Below are 26,804 nucleotides of genomic sequence, written 5' to 3' on the forward strand. Positions count from 1 at the left end.
CCCGCAGGTGGTATTCCAGAAGGCGCCACCGGCACAGAACACCTCGCCGTTTGCGGGCTTTCAGTTTTTTGGTGAAGTGCAGATTGATGGGCAGACGGCGGAGTTGACGGTGACGCTGCGCGATCTCGATGGAATCTCGGTGTTCGAGCAAAAGCTGCAACCGGCCTGATCGTTCCCACGCTGTGTGGGAACGCATCCTGTGACGCTCCGCGTCACGCCGTCAAGAGCGGACGCGGAGCGTCCAGGGCGGCATTCCCACGCGGAGCGTGGGAACGATCAAATAACTGCTAGGGTTCCTGCATGAGCACAAGGTGCGCAACCACCTGTGGCTGACGGCCGATGTGCATTACTGTGCGGCGCATCACTATCACCCTGACGGCGCGGCGTTCCAGGATTTCGAGCCGTTCTGGGAGTTTGTGGCGGGGCCGTTGAATGCTGGGAGTTTCGGGCCCAACCCACTGGATAAAACCTTTGGCCCGCAGGTGGTATTCCAGAAGGCGCCACCGGCACAGAACACCTCGCCGTTTGCGGGCTTTCAGTTTTTTGGTGAAGTACAGATTGATGGGCAGACGGCGGAGTTGACGGTGATGCTGCGCGATCTCGATGGAGTCTCGGTGTTCGAGCAAAAGCTGCAACCGGCCTGATCGTTCCCACGCTCTGCGTGGGAACGCATCCTGTGACGCTCCGCGTCACGCCGTCAAGAGCGGACGCGGAGCGTCCAGGGCGGCATTCCTACGCGGAGCGTGGGAACGATCAAATATCAATAGACATCCCTGCGATAGCGACCCTGTTCGATCAGGCGCTCCAGCGCCTCATTGCCCAAGATGTCTTTCAGTGCCTGATCCACCCCCGTCGCCATCCCCTGCAAGCTGCCACACACATAAATCGCTGCGCCGTCCGCGAGCCATTTGCGCAGCACATCCGCTGACTCGCGCAGGCGATCCTGTACGTAGATCTTCTCCTCTTGATCGCGGGAAAATGCCAGGTCCAGCAGGGCCAGGTCTCCACTGGCGAGCCAGCCTTGCAGTTCGTCCTGGCACAGGTAGTCGTGGGCGATATTGCGCTCGCCGAACAGCAGCCAGTTTCGCTGCTGGCCGTCGGCAATGCGGGCTTTGAGCAAGCTGCGCAGGCCCGCAAGCCCGGTGCCGTTGCCCAGCAGAATCAGCGGCACAGGCGCGTCGGGCAAATGGAAGCCGCTGTTGCGCCGCAGACGCAGGCTGATGGCCGAGCCGAGGGCGGCGTGTTCAGTCAGCCAGCCGGAGCCAAGCCCCAGGCTGCCGTCGGGGTGGCGCTCCTGGCGCACAATCAGCTCCAGCACGCCGTCGCTGGCAATCGAGGCGATGGAGTATTCGCGCATGCCCAGGGGGACCAGCGCATCCACCAATGCCTGGGCGTGCAGGCCGACCAGGTGTGTGCGGTTTTCCGGCAGTTGGCGCGTGGCCAGGGCCTGATCAAGGGTGTGGGCGACGCCGTCGATCACCACACCGTCGCTGCCGACCAAGCCCAGGCCGGCCAGGAAGTGTTCGATGGCCCAGGGGCAATTGCGCGGCAGGACTTCCACCAGGTCGCCGGCCAGCCAGCTGTGCGCAGACGTGGATGTGAGGCCCAGCAGGTAGACGGGCGAGCCGACACTGTCGGGGTTGAGCAGGGTGCGTTGGCTCAGGGTCCAGTTTTCGTACTGGGCCGTCGGCCAGGCCGCTGCCGGCGCATGCCCGGTGAGCTGGCCCAGTTGCTGTTGCCAGGTCTGCAGCGCCAGTGTATCGCCGCTGTCGACTTCCACCGGGGCAAACAGCGGGGTGCCGCCCTGGTTGGTCAGCCAGAAATGCAGGCGCCGGGCAAAGCCGCAAAAATGTTCGTACTGCCGGTCACCCAGGGCCAGCACCGAGTAGTTCAAGCCTTTGAGGGATAGCGCCTGGCCGAGCACGCTACGCTCGAAACCTCGGGCGCTGTCGGGGGCTTCGCCGTCGCCAAAGGTACTGACCACGAACAGCGCGTTCTGCGATTGGCTGAGGTCGTCGCGGCTGACACTGCCCAGGGGCTGCACCTTCACCGCCAGGCCCGCAGCCTGCAGTTGCCCGGCCGTTTGCCAGGCCAGTTGTTCGGCAAAGCCGCTCTGGCTGGCGAAGCCGATCAGCCAGGCCGGGGCATCGCTGTGGTTATCTGTCAGGCCTTTGCGGGCATCGCGGACCTGGCGCTTTTTGCGGCGTCGGTCCAGGTACAGCAGCCAGCCCGTGATGAAAAACAGCGGCATAAGCAGTGAGCTGACGGTGAGGACGATGCGCCCGACCAGGCCGAAATAGCTGCCGGTGTGCAGCGCATACACACTGGTCAGCAACTGCGCCTTGAGGCTTTTGCTGGCGTAGCGCTCGTGGGATTTGACCTCGCCGGTGGCCGGGTCCAGGTTGATCTGGTTCAGCGCACGGTCATGGGGCGATGAAGTGAGCAGGTAATACACGGTGGCCGGTTGCCCGGCGACCGCGGGCATCCGAATGTTGTAGGCGCTCAAGTCGGGGCCGGCGTTGCTGTAGATGCTGCTCCAGATTGCGTCATAGTTGGCCACCGGAGCCGGGCCTGCGGGAGCCGGGCCGCGCTTGCGCATGCGTTCGTTCTGCGGCGCGTCGGACAGCAGTTTGGTCACGCCACGGTTGTACCAGTCGTAGGACCAATACAGCCCGGTCAACGCCGCCAAAAGATAAAACAACAGGCACCAGGTGCCGAATACCGAGTGCAGGTCCCAATTGAAGCTGCGGCCCTTTTTGCGCCAGTCCAGGGTCAGCCAGACGCGCCAGCTTTTCACCTGGCGCGGCCAGCGCAGGTACAGGCCGGAGAGGCAGAAGAACAGCAGGATCAGGGTGCAGGCGCCGGTGATGTTGCGCCCGGTGTCGCCGATGGCGAGGAAGCGGTGCAGTTGCAGGATAAAACCGAACAGGTCCTGGCCGACCGCGTCGCCCAGGTAGTCGCCGGTGTACGGGTCAAAGTAGCGCATCTGGCCACGGCGCTCGCCAGGCGGCGGGGTGAAGGACACGCGGCCGGCGTTGCCGCTCTCGCTTTCTACCCACAGCATGGCCACGGTCTTGCCTTCGGCCGCTTCCAATTTGCGTACCAGCTCGGCGGGCGGCAGTACACCGGCCTCGCGTTTCTGCACGCTCAACACGGTGGGGTTGAGCGCCCGCAGGATCTCGTCCTGGAACGAGTACGCGGCCCCGGTGACCCCCATCAAGGCCAGCACCAGCCCGGCCGTGATGCCGAAGAACCAATGCAACTGGAACAGGGTTTTCTTCAACACGTCGGAGCGCCTCGCTTAGCTGGATATCTGATCACGGCGCGCATTATGCCGTGAGTTGCCGGGAAACACGCAAAAGCCCCACGCATCCGATGTGTGGGGCTCCTGGCTGAACCTTGACCGCTGTTAGAAGTGGAAGCTGGTGGTCAACAATGCCGTACGACCGGCCGCCTGATTGGCGAAATGCGTGGAGAAGGCCTTGTCGTAGTAGGTCTTGTCGGTCAGGTTCTGCACGTTCAGTTGCAGGTCGACGTTCTTGGTCAGCTTGTAGCTGGCCATGGCGTCATAGCGGGTGTAGGAGGGTACATACACCGTGTTGCCGACATCACCGTAAACCTCATCGACGTAGAAGGCGCCGCCGCCGACGGTCAGCTTGGGCGTGATGTCGTAGGTGGTCCACAGGCTGAAGGAGTTCTTCGGCGTGTTGGGCATTTGGTTGCCTTTGTTGGAGCCGGCACTGACTACGCCGTTACGCCCGTTGAGGCCGGATTTGACCAGTTCGCTGTCCAGATAGCTGTATCCTGCAAACACCTGCCATTGTTCGGTAATTTTGCCGCTGGCGGACAATTCGATGCCGTCGACCTGAGATTCCCCGGCGTTCTGGTAGGTGAGCGCATCCACCAGGATGCGGGTGTTTTTCTTCTCGGTGCGGAACACGGCTGCGGTCAGGGACAGGCGGTCGTGGAACAGGTCCCACTTGGTGCCCAGTTCGTAGTTGACGGTTTCTTCTGGCTGCAAGTCGCTGGTGGCGGCACCGGCAGACAGCGGGTTGCCGTCGGATCCTTCGCCTACCAGGCCACCGGCTGGCGTGGCCGATGTGGCGTAAGAGGCGTAGATGCTGGCGTTCTCCACCGGCTTCCACACCAGGCCGGCCTGCCAGTTGAAGAACTGGCTGTCGTCCTTGATCTTGGTGCGCCCGGCGACGGCGTTGGTGTTGGCTTCGGTGTCAAAGGTGTCGTAGCGCAACCCCACGTTCAGCAGCCATTTAGGATCGAGCTCGATGGTGTCGAACACGTACGCGGCGCGGCTGGTGGCCTTGGTGTTGGTACCGTTGTAGTTGCGCGCGATGCTGCCGTTCCAGGCGTCGTCGGGGTTCGGGTTGCTCAGTGAGGTGCACTGGCCGCCCAGGCTGCCCTTGGCCGTTGTGCACACCGGGTTTGCGTTAGGGCTGACGGTGTAGCCGCTGACACGGGTTTCTTCGCCGGTAAATTCCAGGCCGGTGGAGTAAGTGTGCTTGAAGCCCAAGGCCTGAAAGCTGCCAAACAGATCGGTCTGGTTGGTGGTTGTGGTCGTGGTGGAGACACGGCTGTTGGCGCGACGCCAGACAGTGCCGTAGCGGTTGACGTTGAACTTGCTGTCATCCGGCTGAGTGAGCACATAGTCCTGGCCGGTGCTGCCGTGGCGCAGGGTGTTCTTGAGCGTCATGTTGTCGTTCAAGTCGTGTTCGATGGAGAACGTGCTGATGTCCGCACGGGTCTTGCGGAAGTCACGGCTTTTCAAACCGTAGAAGTTGTTGCTGTCGCCGCCGTCGTTGGGTTTGTCATGCACGTGGGCTGTGGCGGTCGACGAACCGTAGCCGTAGGGAATCCCCGAATCCGGCAGGTCATCACTTTCCATATGGTAGTAGCTGAGGTTGACACGGGTCGGTGTGCCCAAGCCAAAAGTCAGCGACGGCGCAACGCCCCAACGGTCGTAATTCACCGCGTCGCGGCCGGCCACGTTTTGTTCATGGCTCATCAGGTTCAGGCGGAATGCCGCGCTGTCGTCCAGGAACTGGCGGTTCACGTCGAGCACGTAGCGGCGGGTCTGGTCGGAGCCGTAGGTAAAGCCGCCGTTGGTGAAGTCCCGCGCTTGCGGGGTCTTGCTCACCAGGTTGAGGCTGCCACCGGCTGAGCCACGGCCGCCGAACGAAGAGTTCGGGCCTTTGCTGACTTCGATGGACTCGATGTCGAAGATCTCGCGGCTCTGGCCACCGGTATCGCGTACGCCATCGAGGTAGGTATCGCCCTGGGCGTCGAAACCACGGATGAACGGGCGGTCGCCCTGAGGGTTGCCACCTTCACCGGCGCCGAAGGTGATACCCGGTACGGTGCGCAAGGCGTCCTGCAGCGAGGTGGCGGCGGTGTCCTTGAGTACTTGTTGCGGCACCACAGTGACCGAGCGCGGCGTGTCCACCAGCGGCGCGGTGTACTTCTGCGACGAGGCTTTCTCCACCTGGTAGGAGGTGTTGTCCTGCTCCTGGCCGGTGATGTTGGTGGCGCCGAGGGAGATAGGGTTGCGCTCGCCTGTTGGCTCGGTATTTTCAGCGGCCTGTGCCAGGTGGGCGGCGGAGCCGGCACTCAGGGCAACGCCAATGGCGGAGGCCAGCATGCGTGGCGAACTGGCCGGTATTTTTAGAATAGTGCGCGACATGACGTGTCCCTTCCCCAAGGATGTGAGGCCGCGGAATATAGGGCCAACAAGACTTTGTATCAATTGCGAGATATTGCTATTCGCATCAAATTTACATTCTTTACACTTTTTTGTTACGGATTTTGCGCTCTCGTTCGTCCCTGTATTTTACAGAGAGGATAAGAATCAATACCATTGACACCTCTCTGATCGCAGGTATTGCCCCATGTTGCTGCACGTTCCCGGCCTGTTCTCTCGCGAGGAGGTGCTGCGCATTCGCCAGGCCCTGGAAGAGACCGAATGGGCTGACGGCAAAATCACCGCCGGTCACCAGTCGGCCAAGGCCAAGCACAACCTGCAATTGCCTGAAGGTCACCCGTTGGCCAAGGAAATTGGCGCAGCCATGCTGGAGCGGTTGTGGAGCAACCCGCTGTTCATGTCGGCCGCGCTGCCGCATAAAGTCTTCCCGCCACTGCTCAACTGCTACACCGCTGGCGGCAGTTTTGACTTTCATATCGACAATGCGGTGCGCCAGCCCAAAGGCAGCCACGAGCGCGTGCGCACCGACCTGTCGTCCACGCTGTTCTTCAGCGACCCCGACGACTATGACGGTGGGGAACTGGAGATTCAGGATACGTTCGGCCTGCAGCGGGTCAAGCTACCCGCCGGCGACATGGTGCTGTACCCCGGCTCCAGCCTGCACAAAGTCAACGCGGTGACCCGTGGCGCGCGTTATGCCTCGTTCTTCTGGACCCAAAGCCTGGTGCGCGAAGACAGCCAGCGCACCCTGCTGTTCGAGATGGACGGCGCGATCCAGCAACTGACCCGCGACGTCCCCGACCACCCTGCGCTGATCCAGCTCACCGGCACCTACCACAACCTGTTGCGCCGCTGGGTCGAGGTCTGAGCATGGGTTTTTTATTGCGCCGCGAAGAAGTGCTCAATGTCGAACAATTGCAGAGCATGCTCGATGACTCCCCGGTGCGCGCCGCCCAGGCCATCCTGATCGCCGCCAAGGCAGGTGTGGTCGAGGCCCAGGCCCTGCTCGGTCAAATCCTGCTGGAAGGGCGCGGCATTGCCCGCGATGAGGCCCTGGCGCTGCGCTGGTTCCAGATTGCCGCGCAGGGCGGGCACCTGATGGCGCGCAATATGATCGGGCGTTGCCGGGAGCATGGCTGGGGCTGCGCTGTCGATGAAGCCGCCGCAGCACGGGAATATCGCCTGGCGGCACACGCCGGGTTGGATTGGGGGCAGTACAACTACGCCAACCTCTTGGCTACCGGCCGTGGCGTTGTTGAAGACCAGGCGCAAGCACTGGCGCTGTATCGCCAGGCTGCCGAACAGGGCCATGCCAAGTCGATGAACCTGCTCGGGCGTTACCTGGAAGACGGGCAGCATTGCCCCAAGGATGTTGAGGCGGCCGTTGAGTGGTACCGCCGCTCAGCCGAGGCAGGTGATTTTCGTGGGCAGTTCAGCCATGCGGCGGTGCTGGCCGACAGCGGCCAGATCGACGCGGCGCTGGAATGGTTGCGCAAGGCGCTGGCAGGCGGGAATCTCAAGTTTCTGCAAACGGCACACAAGGCGCTGGCACGGGCGGATGACCCGCGAATTCGCGCCATGGCCAAGTTGTACCGGCAACGAGCTACGAGCTGATCGTACCCCCACGCTCCGCGTGGGAATGCCGCCCTGGACGCTCCGCGTCCGCACTTGAGCGCGTAACGCAGAGCGTCACAGGAGGCGTTCCCCCGCGGAGCGTGGGAACGAGCGGGGGAGGGGTTAAACGTAGAAGGATTTCAGCGGCGGAAACCCATTGAACTCAACCGCGCTGTAGCTGGTGGTGTAGGCACCGGTCGACAACCAGTACAGACGATCACCAATGGCCAGGTTCAATGGCAGGCCGTACTTGTAGTTTTCGTACATGATGTCGGCGCTGTCGCAGGTCGGGCCGGCGATGACCACTTCTTCCATCTCGCCTTTCTTCTCGGTCCAGATCGGGAACTTGATGGCTTCGTCCATGGTTTCGATCAGGCCGGAGAACTTGCCCACATCCGTGTACACCCAGCGCTCGACGGCGGTACGGGACTTGCGCGCCACCAGCACCACTTCGCTGACCAGGATACCGGCGTTGGCGATCAACGAACGGCCTGGTTCCAGGATGATTTCCGGCAGGTCGTCCCCGAAGTCTTCCTTGAGGAAGCGGATGATTTCTTCAGCGTAGGTTTCCAGGCTGTTGGTGCGGGTGATGTAGTTGGCCGGGAAGCCGCCGCCCATGTTGATCAGCTTCAGGTGGATGCCGTCTTCTTCTTTGAGGCGTTCGAAGATCACCTTGACCTTGGCGATGGCCGCGTCCCACACGCTGATGTCGCGCTGTTGCGAGCCGACGTGGAACGAGATGCCGTAAGGCACCAGGCCCAGGTCGCGGGCGAGGATGAGCAGGTCCATGGCCATGTCGGTCTGGCAGCCGAATTTGCGCGACAACGGCCAGTCAGCAGTGGTCGAGCCTTCGGTGAGGATACGCACATACACTTTCGAACCCGGCGCGGCCTTGGCGATGTTGCGCAGGTCGGCTTCGGAGTCGGTAGAGAACAGGCGCACGCCCTTCTCATAGAAGTAGCGGATGTCCTTGGATTTCTTGATGGTGTTGCCGTAGCTGATACGGTCGGCGCTGACGCCACGGTCCATGACCTTGTCCAGCTCGTAGATCGAAGCGATGTCGAAGCTCGAACCCTTGTCTTTCAACAGGTCGATGATCTCGACGGCCGGGTTGGCCTTGACCGCGTAATACACCTTGGCGAATTCGAAACCGGCGCGCAGGTCATCGTAGGCCTGGCTGATCATCGCGGTGTCGATCACCACGAACGGGGTTTCTTGCTTGTCGGCGAACGCCTTCATTTTGTCAAAAGTGGCGCGCGCGAAATAATCTTCGACGTTGATCGACATGCTGGGGACTCCTAGGGGCAAACAGTAGTAATCAATGGGTGCAAATGAACGTCCTCCGTATCCCCACTTTGGTTCGCCTACTTCCCAAGGCATGTCGCCGAAAGCAAAAAGGCCATGGGATCAACCGCTTCCCTTGGCCTTGCTGTCTCGTCGTCAGTACTTGAGCCGGATGGATCGTTTCCAGCATGGACGTTCGGCGCGAACTTTAGGGCTTGGCGGGCGTGGGATCAACTAAAAATGTCGCGTTTTTGCACGCGTTCGTCGCGCGGCCGCGTGCAGCTACTTATGTAACCGACCGGTGTGACGGATTGATGTTCCCCGGATGGGGCCAATCAGATGGATTTGCGGTGTATTCATCGCAGGCAAGCCAGCTCCCACAGGGGAATGCATTCCAACATAAGAATGCAGTTCAAATGTGGGAGCTGGCTTGCCTGCGATAGCGGCGGATCAGACCAGCGCGGTCTCGGCTGGAGACACGATACTGGTCTTGCCCCCACGCGATTTGCCAGAGCTCAGGTACTCGGCAATCGACTCCTGGGTCACTTCCCCGAGGAACACCCTCTCCGCATCCATCACCGGCAGCCACGAACGGTTGAACTCGTACATGCGCGACAGCAGGATGCGCAAATGCTCGTCATACGCTGCCGTGGCGTTGAACTCGCGCAGGTACTGGCCGCAGGTGCCGGCCTGGCGGTGCAGGTCGCGACGGCGTACGTAGCCCAGCGCCTTGTTCTCCGAACAGGTGACCACTACATAGCGGCGGTCGTGCTCGTCCATCAATTCCAGCGCATCGGCCACGGGTGTTTCCGGGCTCACCGACGGGGCGTTGTCCGCCGCGTCTTCGGCTTTTACCAGCAGCAGGCGCTTGAGGGTGCTGTCCTGGCCCACGAAATTGCTGACGAACTCGTCGGCCGGGTGCGCCAGCAGCGTGTCCGGGTGGTCGATCTGCAGCAGCTTGCCGGCGCGGAAGATGGCGATCTTGTCACCCAGCTTGATGGCTTCGTCGATGTCGTGGCTGACCATGATCACGGTCTTGTTCAGCGCGCGCTGCATCTCGAAGAATTCGTTCTGGATCATCTCGCGGTTGATCGGGTCGACCGCGCCGAACGGCTCGTCCATCAGTAGCAGCGGCGCATCCGCCGCCAGGGCGCGGATCACTCCGATGCGCTGTTGCTGACCACCCGACAATTCACGCGGATAGCGATGCAGGTACTGCTTGGGCTCCAGCTTGATCATGCTCATCAACTCGCGGGCGCGGTCGTGGCATTTCTGCTTGTCCCACCCGAGCAGCTTGGGCACCACCACGATGTTCTCTTCGATGGTCATGTTGGGGAACAGGCCGATCTGCTGGATCACGTAGCCGATGTTGCGACGCAGGGTCACCTCGTCGAGGTCGGTGGTGTCTTCGCCGTTGATCAAAATCTTGCCCGAGGAGGGCTTGATCAGTCGGTTGATCATTTTCAGCGTAGTGCTCTTACCGCAGCCCGAGGGCCCCAGGAACACGCAAATCTCGCCTTCGTTGACGGTCAGGCTCACATCGTTGACGGCGGTGACAGTCTTGCCGTTGCTTTGGAAAGTCTTGGACAGGTTTTGAAGTTCGATCATTTGAGCAATCCTTTTGGAGTCAGCGAGCGTTGCAGCCATTGCAGAAGCAGGTCGGCGAAGATGGCCAGGAGACTGACCAGCACGGCGCCGACGATCAGCATCGACATATCGCTGCGGCTGATGGAAGCCAGAATAAGTACACCCAGGCCACCGGCACCGATGGTGGCGGCGATGGTCATCACACCGATATTCATCACCACGGCGGTACGCACGCCAGCGAGAATCACCGGCACCGCAATCGGCAGTTCGACCATGCGCAGGCGCTGGCCGAAGGTCATGCCGATGCCGCGTGCGGCTTCGCGAATGCCTGGCTCAACGCCGGTGAGGGCCAGGTAGGTGTTACGCATGATTGGCAGCAGGGAGTAAAGGAACACGGCGGTGATCGCCGGCATTGGCCCCAGGCCCTGGCCGAACTTGGAGTAGAACGGCAGCAGCAGGCCGAACAGCGCGATGGATGGCACGGTCAGCAACACTGTGGCGCTGGCTTGCAACGGGCCGGCCAGGGTCGGGAAGCGCGTCATCAGAATGCCCAAGGGCACGCCGATGAAGATCGCGAGGATCACGGCGATGCCGACCAGGGTAATGTGCTGCCAGGTCAGGTGCAGGACCTGGGCCCAATCAAGATGGGAAAAGGCGTTCAAAAATTCCATGTCTTCTCCTTTTTAGTTGATTGGATGTTGGCGCAGGAAATCGGCGGCAACGGCGGACGGGCTTTCATGGTCGACGTCGACCCGTGCATTGAGCTGACGCATGGTTTCATCGTCGAACAGGTTGGCCAAAGGCTTGAGTTCGGCGGCCAGTTGCGGGTGTTTGTCGAGGTATTCCTGGCGGATCACCGGGGCTGCGGTGTAATCCGGGAAGTAGTGCTTGTCGTCTTCGAGCAGCTTCAACTTAAAGGCGTTGAGGCGCCCGTCGGTGGTGTAGACCAGTCCGGCAAACACCTGGCCATTACGCAGGGCGGTGTAGACCAGGCCCGCGTCCATCTGCCGGGTGTTTTTGCGCGTCAGGTTCATGTCGTACAGCTTGACCATGCCCGCCAGGCCGTCGGAGCGGTTGGCGAACTCGGTGTCCAGTGCGACCAGGCGGTGCTCTTTGGTGTCTTCGGCCATGGCTTTGGTGAGATCGCTGATGCTGTTGATCTCGGGATGTTCCTCGGCAACTTTCTCCGGCAGCGCCAGTGCGTAGGTGTTGCTGAAACGCGACGGCGACAGCCAGACCAAGCCTTTTTTCGCATCGAGTTCTTTGACCCGAGCGTAGGACTGTTCGCTGTCGAGTTTCTCGTCGATATGGTTGTAGGCCACCAGCGACACGCCGGTGTATTCCCAGATCAGGTCCAGTTGCCCGCTTTCCTGGGCACTGCGCGCCAGGTTGCTGCCCAGGCCGCCGGTCACACGGGCGTCGTAGCCCTTGGTGCGCAGGTACTGGGAGGTGATTTCGGCGAGCAGGGTCTGCTCGGTGAACACCCGGGCGCCAATGCGGATCACGGGTTTTTCAGCGGCTTGCGCAATACCTGCAAACAGCAGGGCGCAGCCTAATATCAAGCTCAGTTTTTTCATGTGATTTCCTTTACCGGGCCTTAAGACGGGCGCAACCCGCGTTCCAGCCAGAGGCGGCTGGCCATGGTCACCAGGCCATCAAGCAGCAATGCCAGCAGCGCGGTACACGCGGCGCCGAGCAACAGTTGCGGCTGGTTGTTCAGGGCGATGCCAGGGAAAATCAGGCTGCCCAGGCTGTTGGCGCCAATCAGGAACGCCAGCGGTGCGGTACCGACGTTGATCGCCAGGGCCACGCGTACACCGCCGATGATGATCGGCACGGCGTTGGGCAGCTCCACGCGAAACAGTACCTGGCGCGGGGTCATGCCGATGCCGGTGGCGGCTTCCTTGAGGGAGCCCTGAACGTTTTTCAGGCCTTCGTAGGTGTTGCGCACGATGGGCAGGAGCGAGGCAAGGAACAGCGCGAAGATGGCCGGGCCGCTGCCGATGCCGAGGACGCCGAGGGCGATGGCCAGTACGGCCAGGGGAGGGACGGTGTTGCCGATGTTGAAGATCTGCATGAAACGTTCTGCGCGCCCGACCATGTTGGGTCGGCTGAGCAGGATACCGGCGGGGATGCCCACAATCAGGGCCGCCAGCATGGAGACTAAAACCAGAATCAGATGAGCTTGCAGGTAAAACAACAAATCGTCGCGGTACAGTTCGATCGTGTTGATGCCGATCCAGTGGACCAGCAGGGCCAGGAGAGCGACGACAACCACTGCTCCTATCAGCCCTTTGCCATAGCGAATAGCCACAGGCGGACTCCTTTTTTTCTTTTGTCGGCGAACACATTTCCGAGCGGCAATGCCATTCCTGGCTGCCTCTGATGAGTTCGCGAAAAGCAGCTCGCCGATACTGGCTATGCAGTATGCGATCGAGCCATAAGCGCAGCCTCGTCAGGCTAACTTGCTGATTTTTCAGCCCCTGTTCCGAGTGCGGTAGCAGGGGAGTGGACGTCTCGACCTTTTAAAAGGTTCCACACTTGGGCGCATTTAGCCACCCCCAATGGGCTCAACGGTGGTCCGTACCCTCGCGTTTGCGCTATACTCGCCGCCCTTTTTTGACTCACCTGCCAGGCGATTTCCCATGACCCACCAGGCCGCCGAAGTCGCGAAACGCCGCACTTTCGCCATTATTTCCCACCCCGATGCCGGTAAAACCACCATCACCGAAAAGCTGTTGCTGATGGGCAAGGCGATCGCGGTAGCCGGCACGGTGAAATCGCGCAAATCCGACCGCCATGCCACCTCCGACTGGATGGAAATGGAAAAACAACGGGGTATTTCCATTACCACGTCGGTCATGCAGTTCCCCTATCGCGAGCACATGATCAACCTGCTCGACACCCCAGGGCACGAAGACTTCTCCGAAGACACCTACCGCACCCTCACCGCGGTGGACTCGGCGCTGATGGTCCTCGACGGCGGTAAAGGCGTCGAGCCACGTACCATCGCGCTGATGGACGTGTGCCGTCTGCGTGACACGCCGATTGTCAGTTTCATCAACAAACTCGACCGCGATATCCGCGACCCCATCGAGCTGCTGGATGAAATCGAAGCCGTCCTGAAGATCAAGGCCGCGCCGATTACCTGGCCGATTGGTTGCTATCGCGACTTCAAGGGCGTGTACCACCTGGCCGACGACTACATCATCGTCTACACCGCCGGCCACGGCCATGAACGCACCGAAACCAAGATCATTGAAAAGCTCGACTCGGACGAAGCCCGTGCCCACCTGGGCGACGAGTACGATCGTTTCGTCGACCAGCTGGAACTGGTGCAGGGCGCCTGCCATGAGTTCAACCAGCAAGAGTTCCTCGACGGCCAGTTGACCCCGGTGTTCTTCGGGACCGCCCTGGGCAACTTCGGCGTTGACCACGTACTGGACGCCGTCGTGGACTGGGCGCCGCGCCCGCTGGCCCGCGTCGCCAACGAGCGCACCGTGGAGCCGGTGGAAGAGAAGTTCACCGGCTTCGTGTTCAAGATCCAGGCGAACATGGACCCCAAGCACCGCGACCGTATCGCCTTCATGCGTATCTGCTCCGGCCGCTACGAAAAAGGCATGAAGATGCGCCATGTGCGCACCGGCAAGGACGTACGCATTGGCGATGCCCTGACGTTCTTCTCCTCCGAGCGTGAACAGCTCGAAGAAGCCTACGCCGGCGACATCATCGGTTTGCATAACCACGGCACCATCCAGATCGGCGACACCTTCACCGAAGGCGAAGCGCTGGGCTTCACCGGTATCCCGCACTTCGCCCCGGAACTGTTCCGCCGCGTGCGCCTGCGTGATCCGCTCAAATCCAAGCAACTGCGCCAGGGCTTGCAGCAATTGGCCGAAGAGGGCGCCACCCAGGTGTTCTTCCCCGAGCGCAGCAACGACATCATCCTCGGCGCCGTGGGTGTGCTGCAGTTCGACGTGGTCGCCAGCCGCTTGAAAGAGGAATACAAGGTGGAGTGCTCCTACGAGCCGATCACCGTGTATTCGGCGCGCTGGATTGATTGCAGCGATAAGAAGAAGTTGGAAGAGTTCTCCAACAAGGCCGTGGAAAACCTGGCGATCGACGGCGGTGGTCACCTGACCTACCTGGCCCCGACCCGGGTCAACCTGGCGCTGATGGAAGAGCGTTGGCCGGATGTGAAATTCCGCGCGACCCGCGAACACCACTAAGGTCTGGGCGGGTGAAAGAGGGGCGAAGCCGTGATGGCTTCGCCCCTTTTTATTGGCTTCAACTACCCTGGGTCTGGTCTCTATAAGGTTGGAAATTGGCGATAACCCTGCATTGGGTCTAGCTTTCACACAGTGACTGTGAAGGAGAGCACCGTGCGAAATGTTCGATTCGCCATCCATCTGGTGTTGCTGGCAAGCTTGGGAGCGACGACCTTTCCGACTTTTGCCGATACCGGCACGCCCCAATGGAAAGACACCGGTCCGGTCAGCAAAAAAAAGGCCAACGAGGTCAACTCCGGCAGTTGGCAGCCCCAGGTCCAACCGGCGCCCAAGGAGGATCAGGAGAACCCCTATAACGAAGGGGAAGCCAGCGATACCTATGACGACGGCGAGACCTGAAGCCTGGCGTAAATCCAGAATCGCGACTAGCGTCAACGCGGGTGGCGGCAAGTTATTGCCGGCAGAATTCATCTATTGACTGGACGGAATCGACCATGGGTATTGTTCAACGCGTAGTGCTATTGATGAAGGTGCTGGTGCTGTTGTGGTTGGGGATGTCGACGGCCTGGGCGCACGCCCCGGTGCATGGCCCAGAGATGGTGGCGAGTAGCCAGATTTCGGACTTGCAGTTGGCCAAGTCCGAAGCGGAGCCAGGCGATAAAGGCCAGGGTGGCAGCGAAGACGATGACGACTCGACCACCGACGAGCCTGACAGCGACGACGCAGACGAAGGCGATAGCCAGACGTAGGCTCACCAAGGGGGAGCGTTTCAAACAATCAATGCCTTGGAAGGGACCCCCAAGGCATTTTTATTGGCCGCCCTTTTCTTCAGAACGAAGTGGTCACCGACGCAAAGTAAGCACGGCCCGGCTCGTTATAAGTCTGCGCGCCCGCATCCTCGGCGTTGCCTTTGCGCGACAGGCGCTTGTCCAGCAGGTTGTTGATGCCCACCCGCACGCTCAGGTTTTTGCTGAACTCATAGCCGCTGCTCAGGCCCATCAACCCGTACGGGTCGACGTCCTGCTGGGCGCTGCGATCGTAACGGCTGGCGCTGCGTGAGTTGAGCGTCGGTGCTTCTTGTTTGCCGTAATAGGTGCCGCTGACCTGGAATGACAGCTTGTCAGTGGCTTGCCAGTCCAGCGTGGTGTTGATGGTGTACTTGGGGATGATGCTCAAGGGCTCGCCGGTGTCTTTGTCCTTGGAGTCGATCATATAGGTCAGGTTGGTGTTCAAGTCCAAATCATCGCGCAGGCTGACGAACAGGTTGCCTTCAACGCCCTGTACCAAGGCTGGGCCGCTGTTTTCCCACTCCAATACACGTCGGCCGTTGCCCAGACGGAACGCCGCCTCGTTACTGGCGTTGATCTTGTTCTTGTAGTCATTACGGAAATACGTCGCACTGGTGCGCCAGGTGCCCTTGTCGAAAGCCAGGCCGATTTCCTTGTTGACACTGATTTCCGGCTTCAGGTCCCGGTTGCCCACCAGATAGCAACCGCCCATGTTGGCTTCGCTGGCGTTGCAGCCATTACCACGGCTGTAGAGCAAATAGTTCGGGTTGGACTGGTACAGGTTGGGGGTTTTGTAGGCGCGGGCAATGCCGCCCTTGATGCTCAGTTCGTCGGTCAACTGGTGCGAGGCATTGAAGCTGGGGCTCCAGTTGCCGCCGTATTCCTCATGATCGTCGAAGCGCATGCCAGGCGTGATGACGGTTTTGCTGCCCAACTCGATGTTGTTCTCGGCAAACAAGGCGTAGCTCGAGGCGGTGGTCTTGGTGCTGTTGCGGCTGACGCCCGGGATGGCGGGTACGCCGCCGGTGCCCGGGTCATAGCTTTGCGGGCGCAACGAGCCTGGGTCGTTCATCGACTCGTAGAGGTATTCGCTGCCCAGGGTCAGCACCTGTTCGGCACCGACGCTCAGGGGCAGGTTGACCTGCGCAGTGGCCCGGGTATTACGCAAGCGCGATTCGAAACGACCAGCGCTGGCGGAGGGCGCGCCTTCGCCGGAACCGGCCAGGCCTTCGTTTAGACGTTCGTTGCGAGTCAGGTCGTGGGTCAACGAGGCCAGGGTCGAACCCCAATCGAATTCGCCGCGGTGCGTGGCTGAAAAGCTGCTGCGCTGAATCACACTGGTTTCCTTGCCCACCAGGCTTTCCACGAATGCGCCACCGCCATTGAGCATGGTGTCACCGGCGAAAATATTGCCCTGGCGGCTGTAGCTGGCCTCCAGGTCGAGGGTTTGCTCAGGAGTGAACTGCCAGCTCAGCAAGCCATTCACGTCTTTGTTGCGCACGCCTTCGCGGCCGGCCACCAGCGAGTCCGGGGTCGCCTGCGCTGCGCGGTTGATGTCGGCGTCATCGGCATCGGTCTTGTTCAGGCCGCCATAGACGCGGAACGCCAGGGTGTCGGTCAACGGGCCGCTGAGGTTGAAGTTGGTGCGTTTGCTCGCGCCTTCGGCATCGTTTTCGGGGAAGGCGGTGTAGGCGGTCAGCGAGCCGTGCAGTTGGTCGGTGGGGCGTTTGGTGATGATGTTGATCACCCCGCCCATGGCGCCGGAGCCATAACGGGCAGCAGCCGGGCCGCGCAGGATTTCAATGCGTTCGACTTCTTCAGCCGGTACCCAGTTGGTTTCGCCACGGGTATCACGGTCGCCACTCCAGCCATAACGCACGGCGTTGCGCGAGGTCGACGGTTTGCCATCGATCAGAATCAGGGTGTTTTCCGGGCCCATGCCCCGCAGGTCGATCTGACGGTTATTGCCACGGCTGCCGCTGGAACTGTTGCCGGTCAGGTTCACGCCCGGCTCGCGACGGATGATCTCCGACAGGTCGTTGGTGGGCGGGCGCTTCTTGATGTCTTCGGCAGTGATAATCGACACGCCGGGCGCTTGCTTGAGTTCTTCGGCGGCGGTGCCCAGCACGCGCGTCTCGCCCAGCACCAGGGCTTGGGGCGTGCCGTCCACAGGCAGGTCTGTCGCTTCGATCGGCACCTTGTCGCGTTCTTTTTCCACACTCTGCGCCAGCAGCGCGGGGGACGAAAGGGTGGCGATAAACGCCAACGATAGATGGCTGAGCCTGAATTGAGACGACATGTCCACAAAGTCCTTTAGAAGGGGCGATTGAACGAGAGTCGTCTGAATTTTTTCGTGCATCCAGCGCTCTCCATGCGCCGTAATGGTATTGATTCTCAAACAGAAGTAAATTGCATTTACAATCTATACACTTTCCTTAAGGCTCAGGCTCAATGTTTTCAAGGCTGTCGGCTGTGAAGGGCGAGGTTTAATCGGTATGTTCTTTGTTACAAACGCGCAAAAAAAAGCCCCTCCGGCCAGACTGATGCGCAATCTGGCGGGAAGGGCGATGGAACTCATTGAAACCGCGGCCGCTGTAGGAGCGAGCTTGCTCGCGAAGAACGTATGAACACCGCGTTAAACCAGACTACCCGCGTTATCGTTGACGTCTTTCGCGAGCAAGCTCGCTCCTACAGGAGGAGGTTGTGTTGCTTCAGGCCACGAATTGCTCCGCGTAGTGGCAAGCCACCTGCCGGTTATCCAAAGGACGCAACAGCGGCTCTTCACTGCTGCAACGCGCCGTCGCATACGGGCAACGCTTGTGGAACGCGCAGCCAGGCGGCGGGTTCAGTGGGTTGGGCAGTTCGCCGACGATCTTGATCTTCGGCTTGCTCGGGTCTGGGTGAATGGTCGGCGTGGCCGACAGCAGCGCCTGGGTGTAAGGGTGCAGCGGGCGTGCGTAGATGTCTTCCTTGGGACCCACTTCCACTGGGCGGCCGAGGTACATCACCATCACATCGTCAGCCACGTGCTGCACCACCGCCAGGTTGTGGGAGATGAACACGTAGGCGGTGTTGAATTCCTGCTGCAAATCCATGAACAGGTTGAGCACCTGCGCCTGGATCGACACGTCCAGTGCCGATGTCGGTTCGTCCGCCACCAGCACTTTGGGTTGCAGCATCATGGCGCGGGCCAACGCGATGCGCTGGCGCTGGCCGCCGGAGAACATGTGCGGGTAGCGCTGATAATGCTCAGGGCGCAGGCCCACTTGCTTCATCATCGCCTGCACTTTCTCGCGGCGTTCGGCGGCGGACAGGTTGGTGTTGATCAGCAGCGGTTCGGCCAGTTGATCACCGACTTTCTGGCGTGGGTTCAGCGAGGCATAGGGGCTCTGGAACACCATCTGCACGTCTTTGCGCAATTGCTTGCGCTGGGCCTTGTCGGCGCCGGCCACTTCTTGCCCGGCGATTTTCAACGAGCCCGACGAGGGCTCTTCAATCAGCGTGAGGGCGCGGGCCAGGGTGGATTTGCCACAGCCCGACTCGCCTACCACGGCGAGGGTTTTGCCGGCTTCCAGCTCAAAAGACACACCATTGAGGGCACGCACGGTGGCATGACCCTTGAACAGGCCGCGGGACACTTCGTAGTGACGGGTGAGGTCGCGGGCGGTAAGTACGACGGCCATTACGCCACCTCCTGGTTCAGCGGGTAGAAGCAGCGGGCAAGGCTGTGGCTTTTCGGATCAAGGCCCGGCCGCTGGGCGCGGCAGGAGTCCTGCACGTACGGGCAGCGTGGCGACAGCAGGCAACCCTGCGGACGGTCGTAGCGGCCGGGCACGATGCCCGGCAACGTGGCCAGGCGCGTTGCGCCGAGGCTGTGCTCGGGAATGGCCTTGAGCAACGCTTCGCTGTACGGGTGTGCCGGAATGTCGAACAGCTGCGGCACCTGACCGACTTCCACCGCCTGGCCTGCGTACATCACGCACACGCGCTGGGCGGTTTCGGCAACCACCGCGAGGTCGTGAGTGATCAGCACCAGACCCATGTTCTGCTCTTTTTGCAGGGCCAGCAGCAGTTCCATGATCTGCGCCTGGATGGTCACGTCCAACGCAGTGGTCGGCTCATCGGCGATCAGCAACTTGGGCTCGCCGGCAATCGCCATGGCGATTGCCACGCGTTGGCTCATACCACCGGACAATTGATGCGGGTAGGCATCCATACGGCTGGCAGCGCCTGGGATCTCGACCTTTTCCAGCAGCTCGATGGCGCGTTTGCGTGCTTGTTTGCCGGACATTTTCAAATGCAGGCGCAGCACTTCCTCGATCTGGAAACCCACGGTGTAGCTGGGGTTCAACGCGGTCATCGGGTCCTGGAACACCATCGCCAGGTCTTTGCCGACAATCTGGCGGCGCTGGCGGTTGCTCAACTTGAGCATGTCCTTGCCGTCGAAGTTCAGCGCATCGGCGGTAACGATGCCGGGATGCTCGATCAGGCCCATCAGCGCCATCATGGTCACGGATTTACCCGAACCCGACTCGCCAACGATCGCCAGGACTTCGCCTTTGTCGACGGAAATGTCGAGGCCATCGACCACCGGCACGGCGGTCTTGTCGCCGAAGCGCACGTTGAGATTCTTGATTTCTAATAGTGACATGGGAATCTCCTCAGGCGGCGTTCTTGAGTTTCGGGTCCAGCGCATCGCGCAGGCCGTCACCCATCAAGTTGATTGCCAGCACGCTGAGCAAAATGGTCAAGCCAGGCAGGCTCACGACCCACCAGGCGCGTTCGATGTAATCTCGGGCCGAAGCCAGCATGGTGCCCCACTCAGGGGTTGGCGGTTGTACGCCAAGGCCGAGGAAGCCCAGGGCCGCGGCATCGAGAATCGCCGAGGAAAAGCTCAAGGTCGCTTGTACGATCAGCGGCGCCATGCAGTTAGGCAGCACGGTGATGAACATCAGGCGTGGCAGGCCGGCGCCAGCGAGGCGGGCGGCAGTCACGTAGTCGCGGTTCAGTTCGCCCATCACGGCGGCGCGGGTCAGGCGCACATAGGATGGCAACGACACGATGGCGATGGCGATCACGGTGTTGATCAGGCCAGGGCCGAGGATGGCGACAATCGCCACGGCCAGCAGCAGCGATGGCAGGGCCAGCATGATGTCCATCAGACGCATGATGGTTGGGCCGAGCAAGCGCGGGAAGAACCCGGCGAACAGGCCCAGCAGGATACCCGGGATCAGCGACATCACCACCGACGACAAACCGATCAGCAACGATAGACGCGAGCCCTGGATCAGGCGCGAGAGCAAGTCACGGCCCAGTTCGTCGGTGCCCAGCAGAAATTGCATTTGCCCGCCCTCCAACCACGCCGGTGGTGTGAGCAGGAAGTCACGGTATTGCTCGCTGGGGTTATGCGGTGCAACCCACGGGGCGAAGATCGCGCAGAACACGATCAGCAACATGAACAGCAGGCCGGCGACCGCGCCTTTGTTCTTGGAGAAGGCTTGCCAGAATTCTTTGTACGGGGACGGGTACAGCAGGCTCTGATCGACTGCTGACACTTGAGTAGGTGTGGTCATGGTCATGATCTCAGCGCTGGTGACGGATGCGTGGGTTGGCGAAGCCGTAGAGGATATCCACCACGAAGTTCACCAGGATCACCAGGCAGGCGATCAGCAGAATGCCGTTCTGCACCACCGGGTAGTCCCGCGCGCCAATGGCTTCGATCAGCCATTTGCCGATGCCGGGCCACGAGAAGATGGTTTCGGTCAGTACCGCACCGGCCAGCAGCGTGCCGACTTGCAGGCCGACCACGGTGAGCACCGGGATCAGTGCGTTACGCAGGCCGTGCACGAACACCACGCGGGCTGGCGACAGGCCCTTGGCCTTGGCGGTACGGATGTAGTCCTCACGCAGCACTTCGAGCATCGACGAACGGGTCATGCGCGCGATCACCGCCAGCGGGATGGTGCCGAGCACGATGGCCGGCAGGATCAGGTGGTGCAATGCATCCCAGAACGCGTCCGGCTCGTCGGCCAGCAGGGTGTCGATCAGCATGAAGCCGGTGCGCGGCTCGATGTCATAGAGCAGGTCGATACGCCCGGATACCGGGGTCCAGCCCAGGCTTACCGAGAAGAACATGATCAGGATCAGGCCCCACCAGAAGATCGGCATCGAATACCCCGCCAGGGAGATGCCCATCACCCCATGGTCGAACAGGGATCCTCGCTTGAGTGCCGCGATCACCCCGGCTAACAGGCCCAGGATACCGGCGAACAACAGCGCGGCCATGGACAGCTCCAGGGTCGCGGGGAAGAGAGCGGTGAATTCGGTCCACACGCTGGTGCGGGTGCGCAGCGATTCGCCAAGGTCGCCCTGGGCGAGCTTGCCGACATAGTCCAGGTATTGCGCATACAGCGGCTTGTTAAGGCCAAGGCGCTCCATTGCCTGTGCGTGCATTTCGGGGTCAACCCGTCGCTCGCCCATCATGACTTCTACGGGGTCGCCTGGAATCATGCGAATCAACGCAAAGGTCAGCAACGTGATGCCGAAGAACGTGGGGATCAATAACCCCAGTCGGCGGGCAATAAAACTAAACATCTTGGTGTGTACCTCAATCAGCCGGTTAGGCAGGTCCGGCACCGTCAGCGTCGACGGTGCCGAGCGTTTTTCTTATTACTTCACCTGGGTGGTGGCGAAGTTATTCGTACCCAGAGGGCTTTGGATGAAGCCTTCTACGTTCTTGCGCATGGCGGTGAACAGTTTCGGGTAAGCCATGGGAAGCCATGGTTGGTCTTTTTCGAAGACATCCTGTGCTTGTTCATAGAGCGCGGCCCGTAAGGCCGGTTCCTTTTCCGCACGAGCTTTGTCGATCAAGTCCTGAAACTCTTTGTTACACCAGCGCGCGTAGTTTTCGCCGTTTTTCGCCGCATCGCAACTCAGGTTCGGGGTGAGGAAGTTATCCGGGTCGCCGTTATCACCGACCCAGCCTGCCGACACCATGTCGTGCTCCCCGTTTTTAGCGCGTTTGAGCATTTCGCCCCATTCCATGACTTTGATATTGACCTTCAGGCCAACCTGCGCCAGATCCGCCTGCATACGCTGGGCGCCGAGCATCGGGTTAGGGTTTGTCGGGCCGCCGCCGTTACGGGTGAACAGCGTGAACTCGGTGCCTTCCGGCACGCCGGCTTCCTTGAGCAGGGCGCGCGCCTTATCCAGGTCGCGCGGTGGGTTTTTCAGCTTTTCACTGAAACCCAGCAAGGTCGGCGGATACGGGCCGGTGCCCACGACTGCATTGCCCTTGCCGAACAGCGCTTCGGTATAACCGGCCTTGTCGAACGCGATGTTGATCGCGTGACGTACTCGGGCATCGCTCATGTATTTGCGAGTGGTGTTCAATGCGGTGTAGCTGGTGGTCATCGCCGCCAGTTCATCGACCTTCAGGTTCGGGTCTTTCTTGATGCTTGGAATGTCATCCGGCTTGGGGAACAACGCGATCTGACATTCGTTGGCCTTGAGCTTTTGCAGGCGCACGTTGTTATCGGTGGTGATCGCCAGAATCAGCGGGTCGACCGCCGGCTTGCCGCGGAAGTAGTCCGGGTTGGCCTTGAAGCGCGCCTGGGCATCTTTCTGATAACGATTGAAGACGAATGGGCCAGTGCCGATAGGCTTGGCGTTGAGGTCTTCAGTTTTACCGGACTTGAGCAACTGGTCGGCGTATTCCTTCGAGTGGATTGAAGAGAATGCCATACCCAGGTCGGCCAGAAACGGAGCTTCCGGACGGGTCAAGGTAAAGACGACGGTGTGATCGTCGGTCTTTTCTACGCTCTTGAGCAGTTCCTTGAACCCCATGCTTTCGAAGTACGGGTAGCCCACGAGGGACTTGTTATGCCACGGGTGATTCGGGTCCAGCTGGCGCTGGAAGCTCCAAAGCACATCATCGGCATTCAGGTTGCGCGTGGGTTTGAAATAGTCGGTGGTGTGGAACTTGATGTCGTCACGCAGATGGAAGGTGTAGGTCAGGCCATCGGCGCTGATTTCCGGCAGGTCTTTGGCCAGGGCAGGGACCACTTCAGTGGTGCCGGGCTTGAAGTCCACCAGGCGGTTGAACATGGTTTCAGCGGCGGCGTCAGCAGTCACAGCAGTGGTGTACAGGACCGGGTCGAAACCTTCCGGGCTGGCTTCGGTGCAGACCACCAGCGGTTTGGCCGAAACGCCGATCGCCACGCTCAACAGCGCAGCGGCCATGGCGGCTTGTAGTGGGAGCATTTTCATTCAGAGCCCTCTGCAATCGATGGAGCCAGAAAAGCGTAGGCGGCGGGCTCGTCCTGAGCTCGCCGCCTGCCTGGCGCTAATTAAAGGATGTTGAACGGGATGGTGGTGACCAGACGGAACTCTTTGATGCTGCCGTCGGACTGGAACTCGCTGCCACGGTGCTCAACATAGGTCGCGCGCACGGTGGTGGCTTTGAGCGGGCCGCTCTGCAGCGCGTAAGAGGCGCCTACACCGTATTCCTGGTGCTTCTCGCCGTCCTGGGACTGGATGCCGTCATAAGCAAACTTGGCCCGGCCATTGTTGCCGGTGTAGTGGGTACCGTCGATGTCCCAGCCGCGTGCCGAGTAAGCGTTGAACTTCAGGCCGGGTACGCCGTATTCAGCCATGTTGATGGCATAGGCGATCTGGAAGGATTTCTCGTTCGGGCCGTTGAAGTCAGACGTCAGGGAGTTGGCCAGGTAGATACCGTTGGTTTCGTGCAGGTAGTCGAAGTACTCGTTACCGTTCACTTGCTGGTAGCCGAAGGTCAGGCTGTGTGCCTGGTGAGTCAGGCCCAGGGAGAGGGAGAAGGTATCGTTGTCGATTTCCCCCATCTCTTTTTTGCCTTCATCGACAGTCTTGTAGTAGTTGAAGCCGGTGGTCAGGCCCAACTGCTGCGCGTCGCCCAGCTCGTGGGTGGCGCCGAAGTAGTACTGGTTCCAGAAGTCCTTCACGTTGGCGGCGAAGAAGCTGGTTTTCAGGCTTTTCAGCGGCTGGTAGTTCACACCCAGGGTCGACACTTTGTCGGTTTCTGCGCCATTGCCGTATTCGCTACGGAATTTCGACAGGCTCTGCTCGCTACGTGGCGAAACGCGGTCGAACACGCCGCCCTGGAACGACAGGTTGCTGAATTCTTCGCTGTTGAAGCTCACACCCTGGAAGCTCGAAGGCAGAGCACGGTTGCCGATGGTGTCGACGATGCCGCTGCTGAAGTTCTGGCGACCGGCGGTCAGTGTGGTGTTGGACACGCGGAATTGCACGTTGGCCAGGCCCAGTTTGCTCCACTGGTCTACTGCGTCACCGTTGGAGTCGGCCAGGGTACGGTTGGAGCCGCCTTTGATATCACGCTTGCTGCGATCCAGCACCAGGGCGTTGTACACCGCCACTTCAGTCTTGACCCCTACGGTGCCCTGGGTGAAACCCGAGCTGGCGTTGAGGATGGTGCCCTGCACCCAGTTGGTACGGTTGCGATCGGTCAGGGTCTGGCCGTGCTTCTGGTACGAGAAGGTGCCCCCACGGTATTTGCTTTCATGGGAGTACCAGTTACGCGTGGTGCCGCCCAGGCTGAAATCTTCGATAAAGCCTTTGGCCTCGCTTTGGGCGCTGGTGCCGGCCAGGGTGGTAGGAACGAAGTCCTGGCTTTGCGTTTCAGCGTAGGCGGTGGCCGTGATGCTGCTGATGGCCAAGGCCAGAAGCGCTTTGCTGCTCAGTTTCATGGGTGAAGCTCCTTTGGTTCTCTTTTTTAATGCCGGTCTTTTTGGGTGATCCGGCTATTGGGTGTGGAACTCGTTCAAGCTATTGCAAACGTTTGGCGTAGGAAATTTCCCAACAAAAGCCTGCACGTTTGCCGGGGAGCGTATTTCGCTCCCCGCCATCCGGTTATTTTCTTATGGGTTGATGCTGACGCCCGAGAACACGTTGCGGCCGAAGGGGCTTACCTTGAAGCCTTCGACTTTGGCGCTTAACGGCTGGTTGACCGTCGAGTGGGCGATGGGCGTGATCGGCACCTGCTGCTTGAGCAATTGCTGCGCCTGTTTGTACAGAACAGTCCTTTGTTCGCGGTCGGTCACGACCTTGGCTTGCTTGATCAGCTTGTCGTACGCCGGGTCGCACCACATGGAGTAGTTGTTCCCGCCGATGGCGTCGCAGCTGTAGAGGGTGCCGAGCCAGTTGTCCGGGTCACCGTTGTCGCCGGTCCAACCGATCAGGCTGACATCGTGCTCACCGTTCTTGGTGCGCTTGATGTACTCACCCCATTCATAGCTGACGATCTTGACCTTGAGGCCGATCTTGGCCCAGTCGTTCTGCAGCATTTCCGCCATCAGCTTGGCGTTGGGGTTGTACGGGCGTTGCACTGGCATGGCCCACAGGGTGATCTCGGTGCCTTCCTTGACCCCGGCGGCCTTGAGCAACTGCTTGGCTTTTTCCGGGTCGTAAGCGGCGTCCTTGATGCTGTCGTCGTAGGACCACTGCGTCGGCGGCATGGCGTTGACCGCCAGTTGCCCGGCGCCCTGGTACACAGCATTGAGGATGCTCTGCTTGTTCACCGCCATGTCCAGCGCCTGGCGTACTTCAAGCTGATCGAATGGCTTGTGGCGCACGTTGTAGGAGATATAGCCCAGGTTAAAGCCCGGCTTGGTCAGCAGTTGCAGGTTCGGGTCGGCCTTGAGGGCCTCGACATCGGCAGGGCGTGGATGCAAGGTCACCTGGCATTCGCCGGCCTTGAGCTTCTGTACGCGTACCGAGGCGTCGGTGTTGATGGCGAAGATCAGTTGGTCCAGCTTGACGCGGCTCGGGTCCCAGTACTGCTTGTTGCCCACGTAGCGGATCTGCGAGTCTTTCTGATAGCGCTGGAACACGAACGGGCCAGTGCCGATCGGCTTCTGGTTGATGTCGCTGGGCCGGCCTTGCTTGAGCAACTGCTCGGCGTATTCCGCCGAAAGGATCGCGGCAAAGCTCATGGCGATGTTCTGCACGAACGCGGCGTCGACCGTGTTCAGCGTCATCACCACGGTGTACGGGTCGGTTTTCTCGACCTTGGCGATGTTCTTGTTCAGGCTCATCCCGTTGAAGTACGGAAACTCGGTGGGGTAGGCCTTGCGGAACGGGTGCTCGGGGTCAAGCATGCGGTTGAAGGTGAACAGCACGTCGTCGGCGTTGAAGTCCCGTGTCGGCTTGAATTCCTTGTTGCTGTGGAACTTCACCCCTTCACGTAGGTGGAAGGTGTAGGTCAGGCCATCCGGGGAAATATCCCACTTGGTTGCAAGCCCAGGGACGACGTCGGTCGCGCCTTTTTCGAACTCCACCAAACGGTTATACAAAGGTTCCGCCGCATCGTTGTCGGTAGCAGTGGTGTATTGCGCAGTGTCAAACCCTGCCGGGCTGCCTTCGGAGCAAAACACCAGGCTCTTTTTCTCGGCGGCTTGGCCCATGGTGGCCATGGCCAGCAGGCTGGTGGCAAACAGAGCGGATACAACGGTGGTATGGCGCATGACGATCCCGGTCCTTGTTTGTAGTTATCAACAGCGAGCCTACCTGCTGGCGTGCAGCCAGGCAGACCTC

20 protein-coding genes and 2 pseudogenes are annotated in these 26,804 nt (G+C 60.6%); 7 read left to right on the top strand and 15 right to left on the bottom strand.

Annotated features, from left to right (window positions below; translation table 11 throughout):
* Positions 1-169: pseudogene (locus AC1RAC_RS21525) on the top strand (alkaline phosphatase D family protein); the annotation flags it as partial.
* Between the two features lie 115 nt (positions 170-284).
* Positions 285-644, top strand: a pseudogene (locus AC1RAC_RS21530) (alkaline phosphatase D family protein); the annotation flags it as partial.
* 116 nt (positions 645-760) lie between these two features.
* On the opposite strand, the gene AC1RAC_RS21535 reads toward AC1RAC_RS21530, so the two are convergent.
* The gene (locus AC1RAC_RS21535) at positions 761-3,286 is read right to left on the bottom strand and encodes a sulfite reductase flavoprotein subunit alpha (protein WP_259284947.1); all 2,526 of its coding nucleotides are present in this window, start codon (positions 3,284-3,286) and stop codon (positions 761-763) included.
* A 123-nt stretch (positions 3,287-3,409) separates the two neighbouring features.
* Positions 3,410-5,695, bottom strand: coding sequence for a TonB-dependent receptor (locus AC1RAC_RS21540; RefSeq protein WP_492616974.1), 2,286 nt, complete (start codon positions 5,693-5,695; stop codon positions 3,410-3,412).
* 205 nt (positions 5,696-5,900) lie between these two features.
* Between AC1RAC_RS21540 and AC1RAC_RS21545 the strand changes: the two genes are divergently transcribed.
* Positions 5,901-6,581, top strand: coding sequence for a Fe2+-dependent dioxygenase (locus AC1RAC_RS21545; protein WP_236452323.1), 681 nt, complete (start codon positions 5,901-5,903; stop codon positions 6,579-6,581).
* 2 nt (positions 6,582-6,583) lie between these two features.
* Positions 6,584-7,327, top strand: a complete 744-nt coding sequence (locus tag AC1RAC_RS21550; RefSeq protein WP_314547641.1) for a tetratricopeptide repeat protein — start codon at positions 6,584-6,586, stop codon at positions 7,325-7,327.
* A 123-nt stretch (positions 7,328-7,450) separates the two neighbouring features.
* On the opposite strand, the gene AC1RAC_RS21555 is transcribed toward AC1RAC_RS21550, so the two are convergent.
* The 5 genes from AC1RAC_RS21555 to AC1RAC_RS21575 form a co-directional block, all read right to left on the bottom strand.
* Positions 7,451-8,614, bottom strand: coding sequence for a type III PLP-dependent enzyme (locus tag AC1RAC_RS21555; RefSeq protein WP_014716890.1), 1,164 nt, complete (start codon positions 8,612-8,614; stop codon positions 7,451-7,453).
* Positions 8,615-9,061: 447 nt separating this feature from the next.
* Entirely contained in the window at positions 9,062-10,219 is a 1,158-nt protein-coding gene (locus AC1RAC_RS21560) for an osmoprotectant ABC transporter ATP-binding protein OsmV (RefSeq protein WP_034126272.1), read from the bottom strand.
* Positions 10,216-10,869, bottom strand: a complete 654-nt coding sequence (locus tag AC1RAC_RS21565) for an ABC transporter permease (protein ID WP_003188473.1) — start codon at positions 10,867-10,869, stop codon at positions 10,216-10,218. Before AC1RAC_RS21565 ends, AC1RAC_RS21560 begins: the two co-directional genes overlap by 4 nt.
* A 12-nt stretch (positions 10,870-10,881) precedes the next feature.
* On the bottom strand, positions 10,882-11,775 hold the full coding sequence (locus AC1RAC_RS21570) for a glycine betaine ABC transporter substrate-binding protein (RefSeq protein WP_492616975.1): 894 nt from the start codon (positions 11,773-11,775) through the stop codon (positions 10,882-10,884).
* A gap of 20 nt (positions 11,776-11,795) precedes the next feature.
* Entirely contained in the window at positions 11,796-12,512 is a 717-nt protein-coding gene (locus AC1RAC_RS21575; RefSeq protein ID WP_003188475.1) for an ABC transporter permease, read from the bottom strand.
* A 331-nt stretch (positions 12,513-12,843) separates the two neighbouring features.
* Here AC1RAC_RS21575 and AC1RAC_RS21580 point away from each other — a divergent pair, with 331 nt between their 5' ends.
* The 3 genes from AC1RAC_RS21580 to AC1RAC_RS21590 all read left to right on the top strand — a co-directional run bounded on the left by AC1RAC_RS21580 (position 12,844) and on the right by AC1RAC_RS21590 (position 15,176).
* Positions 12,844-14,427 (top strand): peptide chain release factor 3, encoded by a 1,584-nt coding sequence (locus AC1RAC_RS21580; RefSeq protein WP_034126275.1) that lies wholly within the window; start codon positions 12,844-12,846, stop codon positions 14,425-14,427.
* Between the two features lie 153 nt (positions 14,428-14,580).
* Positions 14,581-14,826, top strand: a complete 246-nt coding sequence (locus tag AC1RAC_RS21585; RefSeq protein ID WP_034126276.1) for a hypothetical protein — start codon at positions 14,581-14,583, stop codon at positions 14,824-14,826.
* A 95-nt stretch (positions 14,827-14,921) separates the two neighbouring features.
* Positions 14,922-15,176 carry a hypothetical protein gene (locus AC1RAC_RS21590; RefSeq protein ID WP_034126277.1) on the top strand — a complete coding sequence of 85 codons (255 nt, stop codon included), beginning with the start codon at positions 14,922-14,924 and terminating at the stop codon, positions 15,174-15,176.
* A gap of 79 nt (positions 15,177-15,255) precedes the next feature.
* Here the strand turns inward: AC1RAC_RS21590 and AC1RAC_RS21595 are convergent, their stop codons facing one another.
* From AC1RAC_RS21595 to AC1RAC_RS21630, 8 genes are all read right to left on the bottom strand, one after another.
* The gene (locus tag AC1RAC_RS21595; protein ID WP_197900248.1) at positions 15,256-17,514 is read right to left on the bottom strand and encodes a TonB-dependent siderophore receptor; all 2,259 of its coding nucleotides are present in this window, start codon (positions 17,512-17,514) and stop codon (positions 15,256-15,258) included.
* Between the two features lie 412 nt (positions 17,515-17,926).
* A complete protein-coding gene (locus tag AC1RAC_RS21600) occupies positions 17,927-18,898 on the bottom strand; it encodes a peptide ABC transporter ATP-binding protein (protein ID WP_003188483.1) in 972 nt (323 codons plus the stop codon).
* Positions 18,898-19,866 (bottom strand): ABC transporter ATP-binding protein, encoded by a 969-nt coding sequence (locus AC1RAC_RS21605; RefSeq protein ID WP_034126279.1) that lies wholly within the window; start codon positions 19,864-19,866, stop codon positions 18,898-18,900. The genes AC1RAC_RS21600 and AC1RAC_RS21605 overlap by 1 nt, the downstream gene beginning before the upstream one ends.
* A 10-nt stretch (positions 19,867-19,876) precedes the next feature.
* A complete protein-coding gene (locus AC1RAC_RS21610) occupies positions 19,877-20,788 on the bottom strand; it encodes an ABC transporter permease subunit (RefSeq protein WP_003188486.1) in 912 nt (303 codons plus the stop codon).
* A 10-nt stretch (positions 20,789-20,798) separates the two neighbouring features.
* Positions 20,799-21,809, bottom strand: a complete 1,011-nt coding sequence (locus tag AC1RAC_RS21615) for an ABC transporter permease subunit (protein WP_003171721.1) — start codon at positions 21,807-21,809, stop codon at positions 20,799-20,801.
* A gap of 75 nt (positions 21,810-21,884) precedes the next feature.
* The gene (locus AC1RAC_RS21620; protein WP_034126280.1) at positions 21,885-23,483 is read right to left on the bottom strand and encodes an ABC transporter substrate-binding protein; all 1,599 of its coding nucleotides are present in this window, start codon (positions 23,481-23,483) and stop codon (positions 21,885-21,887) included.
* Positions 23,484-23,563: 80 nt separating this feature from the next.
* Positions 23,564-24,958, bottom strand: coding sequence for an OprD family outer membrane porin (locus AC1RAC_RS21625; RefSeq protein WP_089041380.1), 1,395 nt, complete (start codon positions 24,956-24,958; stop codon positions 23,564-23,566).
* A gap of 171 nt (positions 24,959-25,129) precedes the next feature.
* Entirely contained in the window at positions 25,130-26,683 is a 1,554-nt protein-coding gene (locus tag AC1RAC_RS21630) for an ABC transporter substrate-binding protein (protein WP_371920470.1), read from the bottom strand.
* Between the last annotated feature and the right edge of the window lie 121 nt (positions 26,684-26,804).

This window comes from Pseudomonas sp. GW823-FHT02F05, from assembly GCF_058797315.1.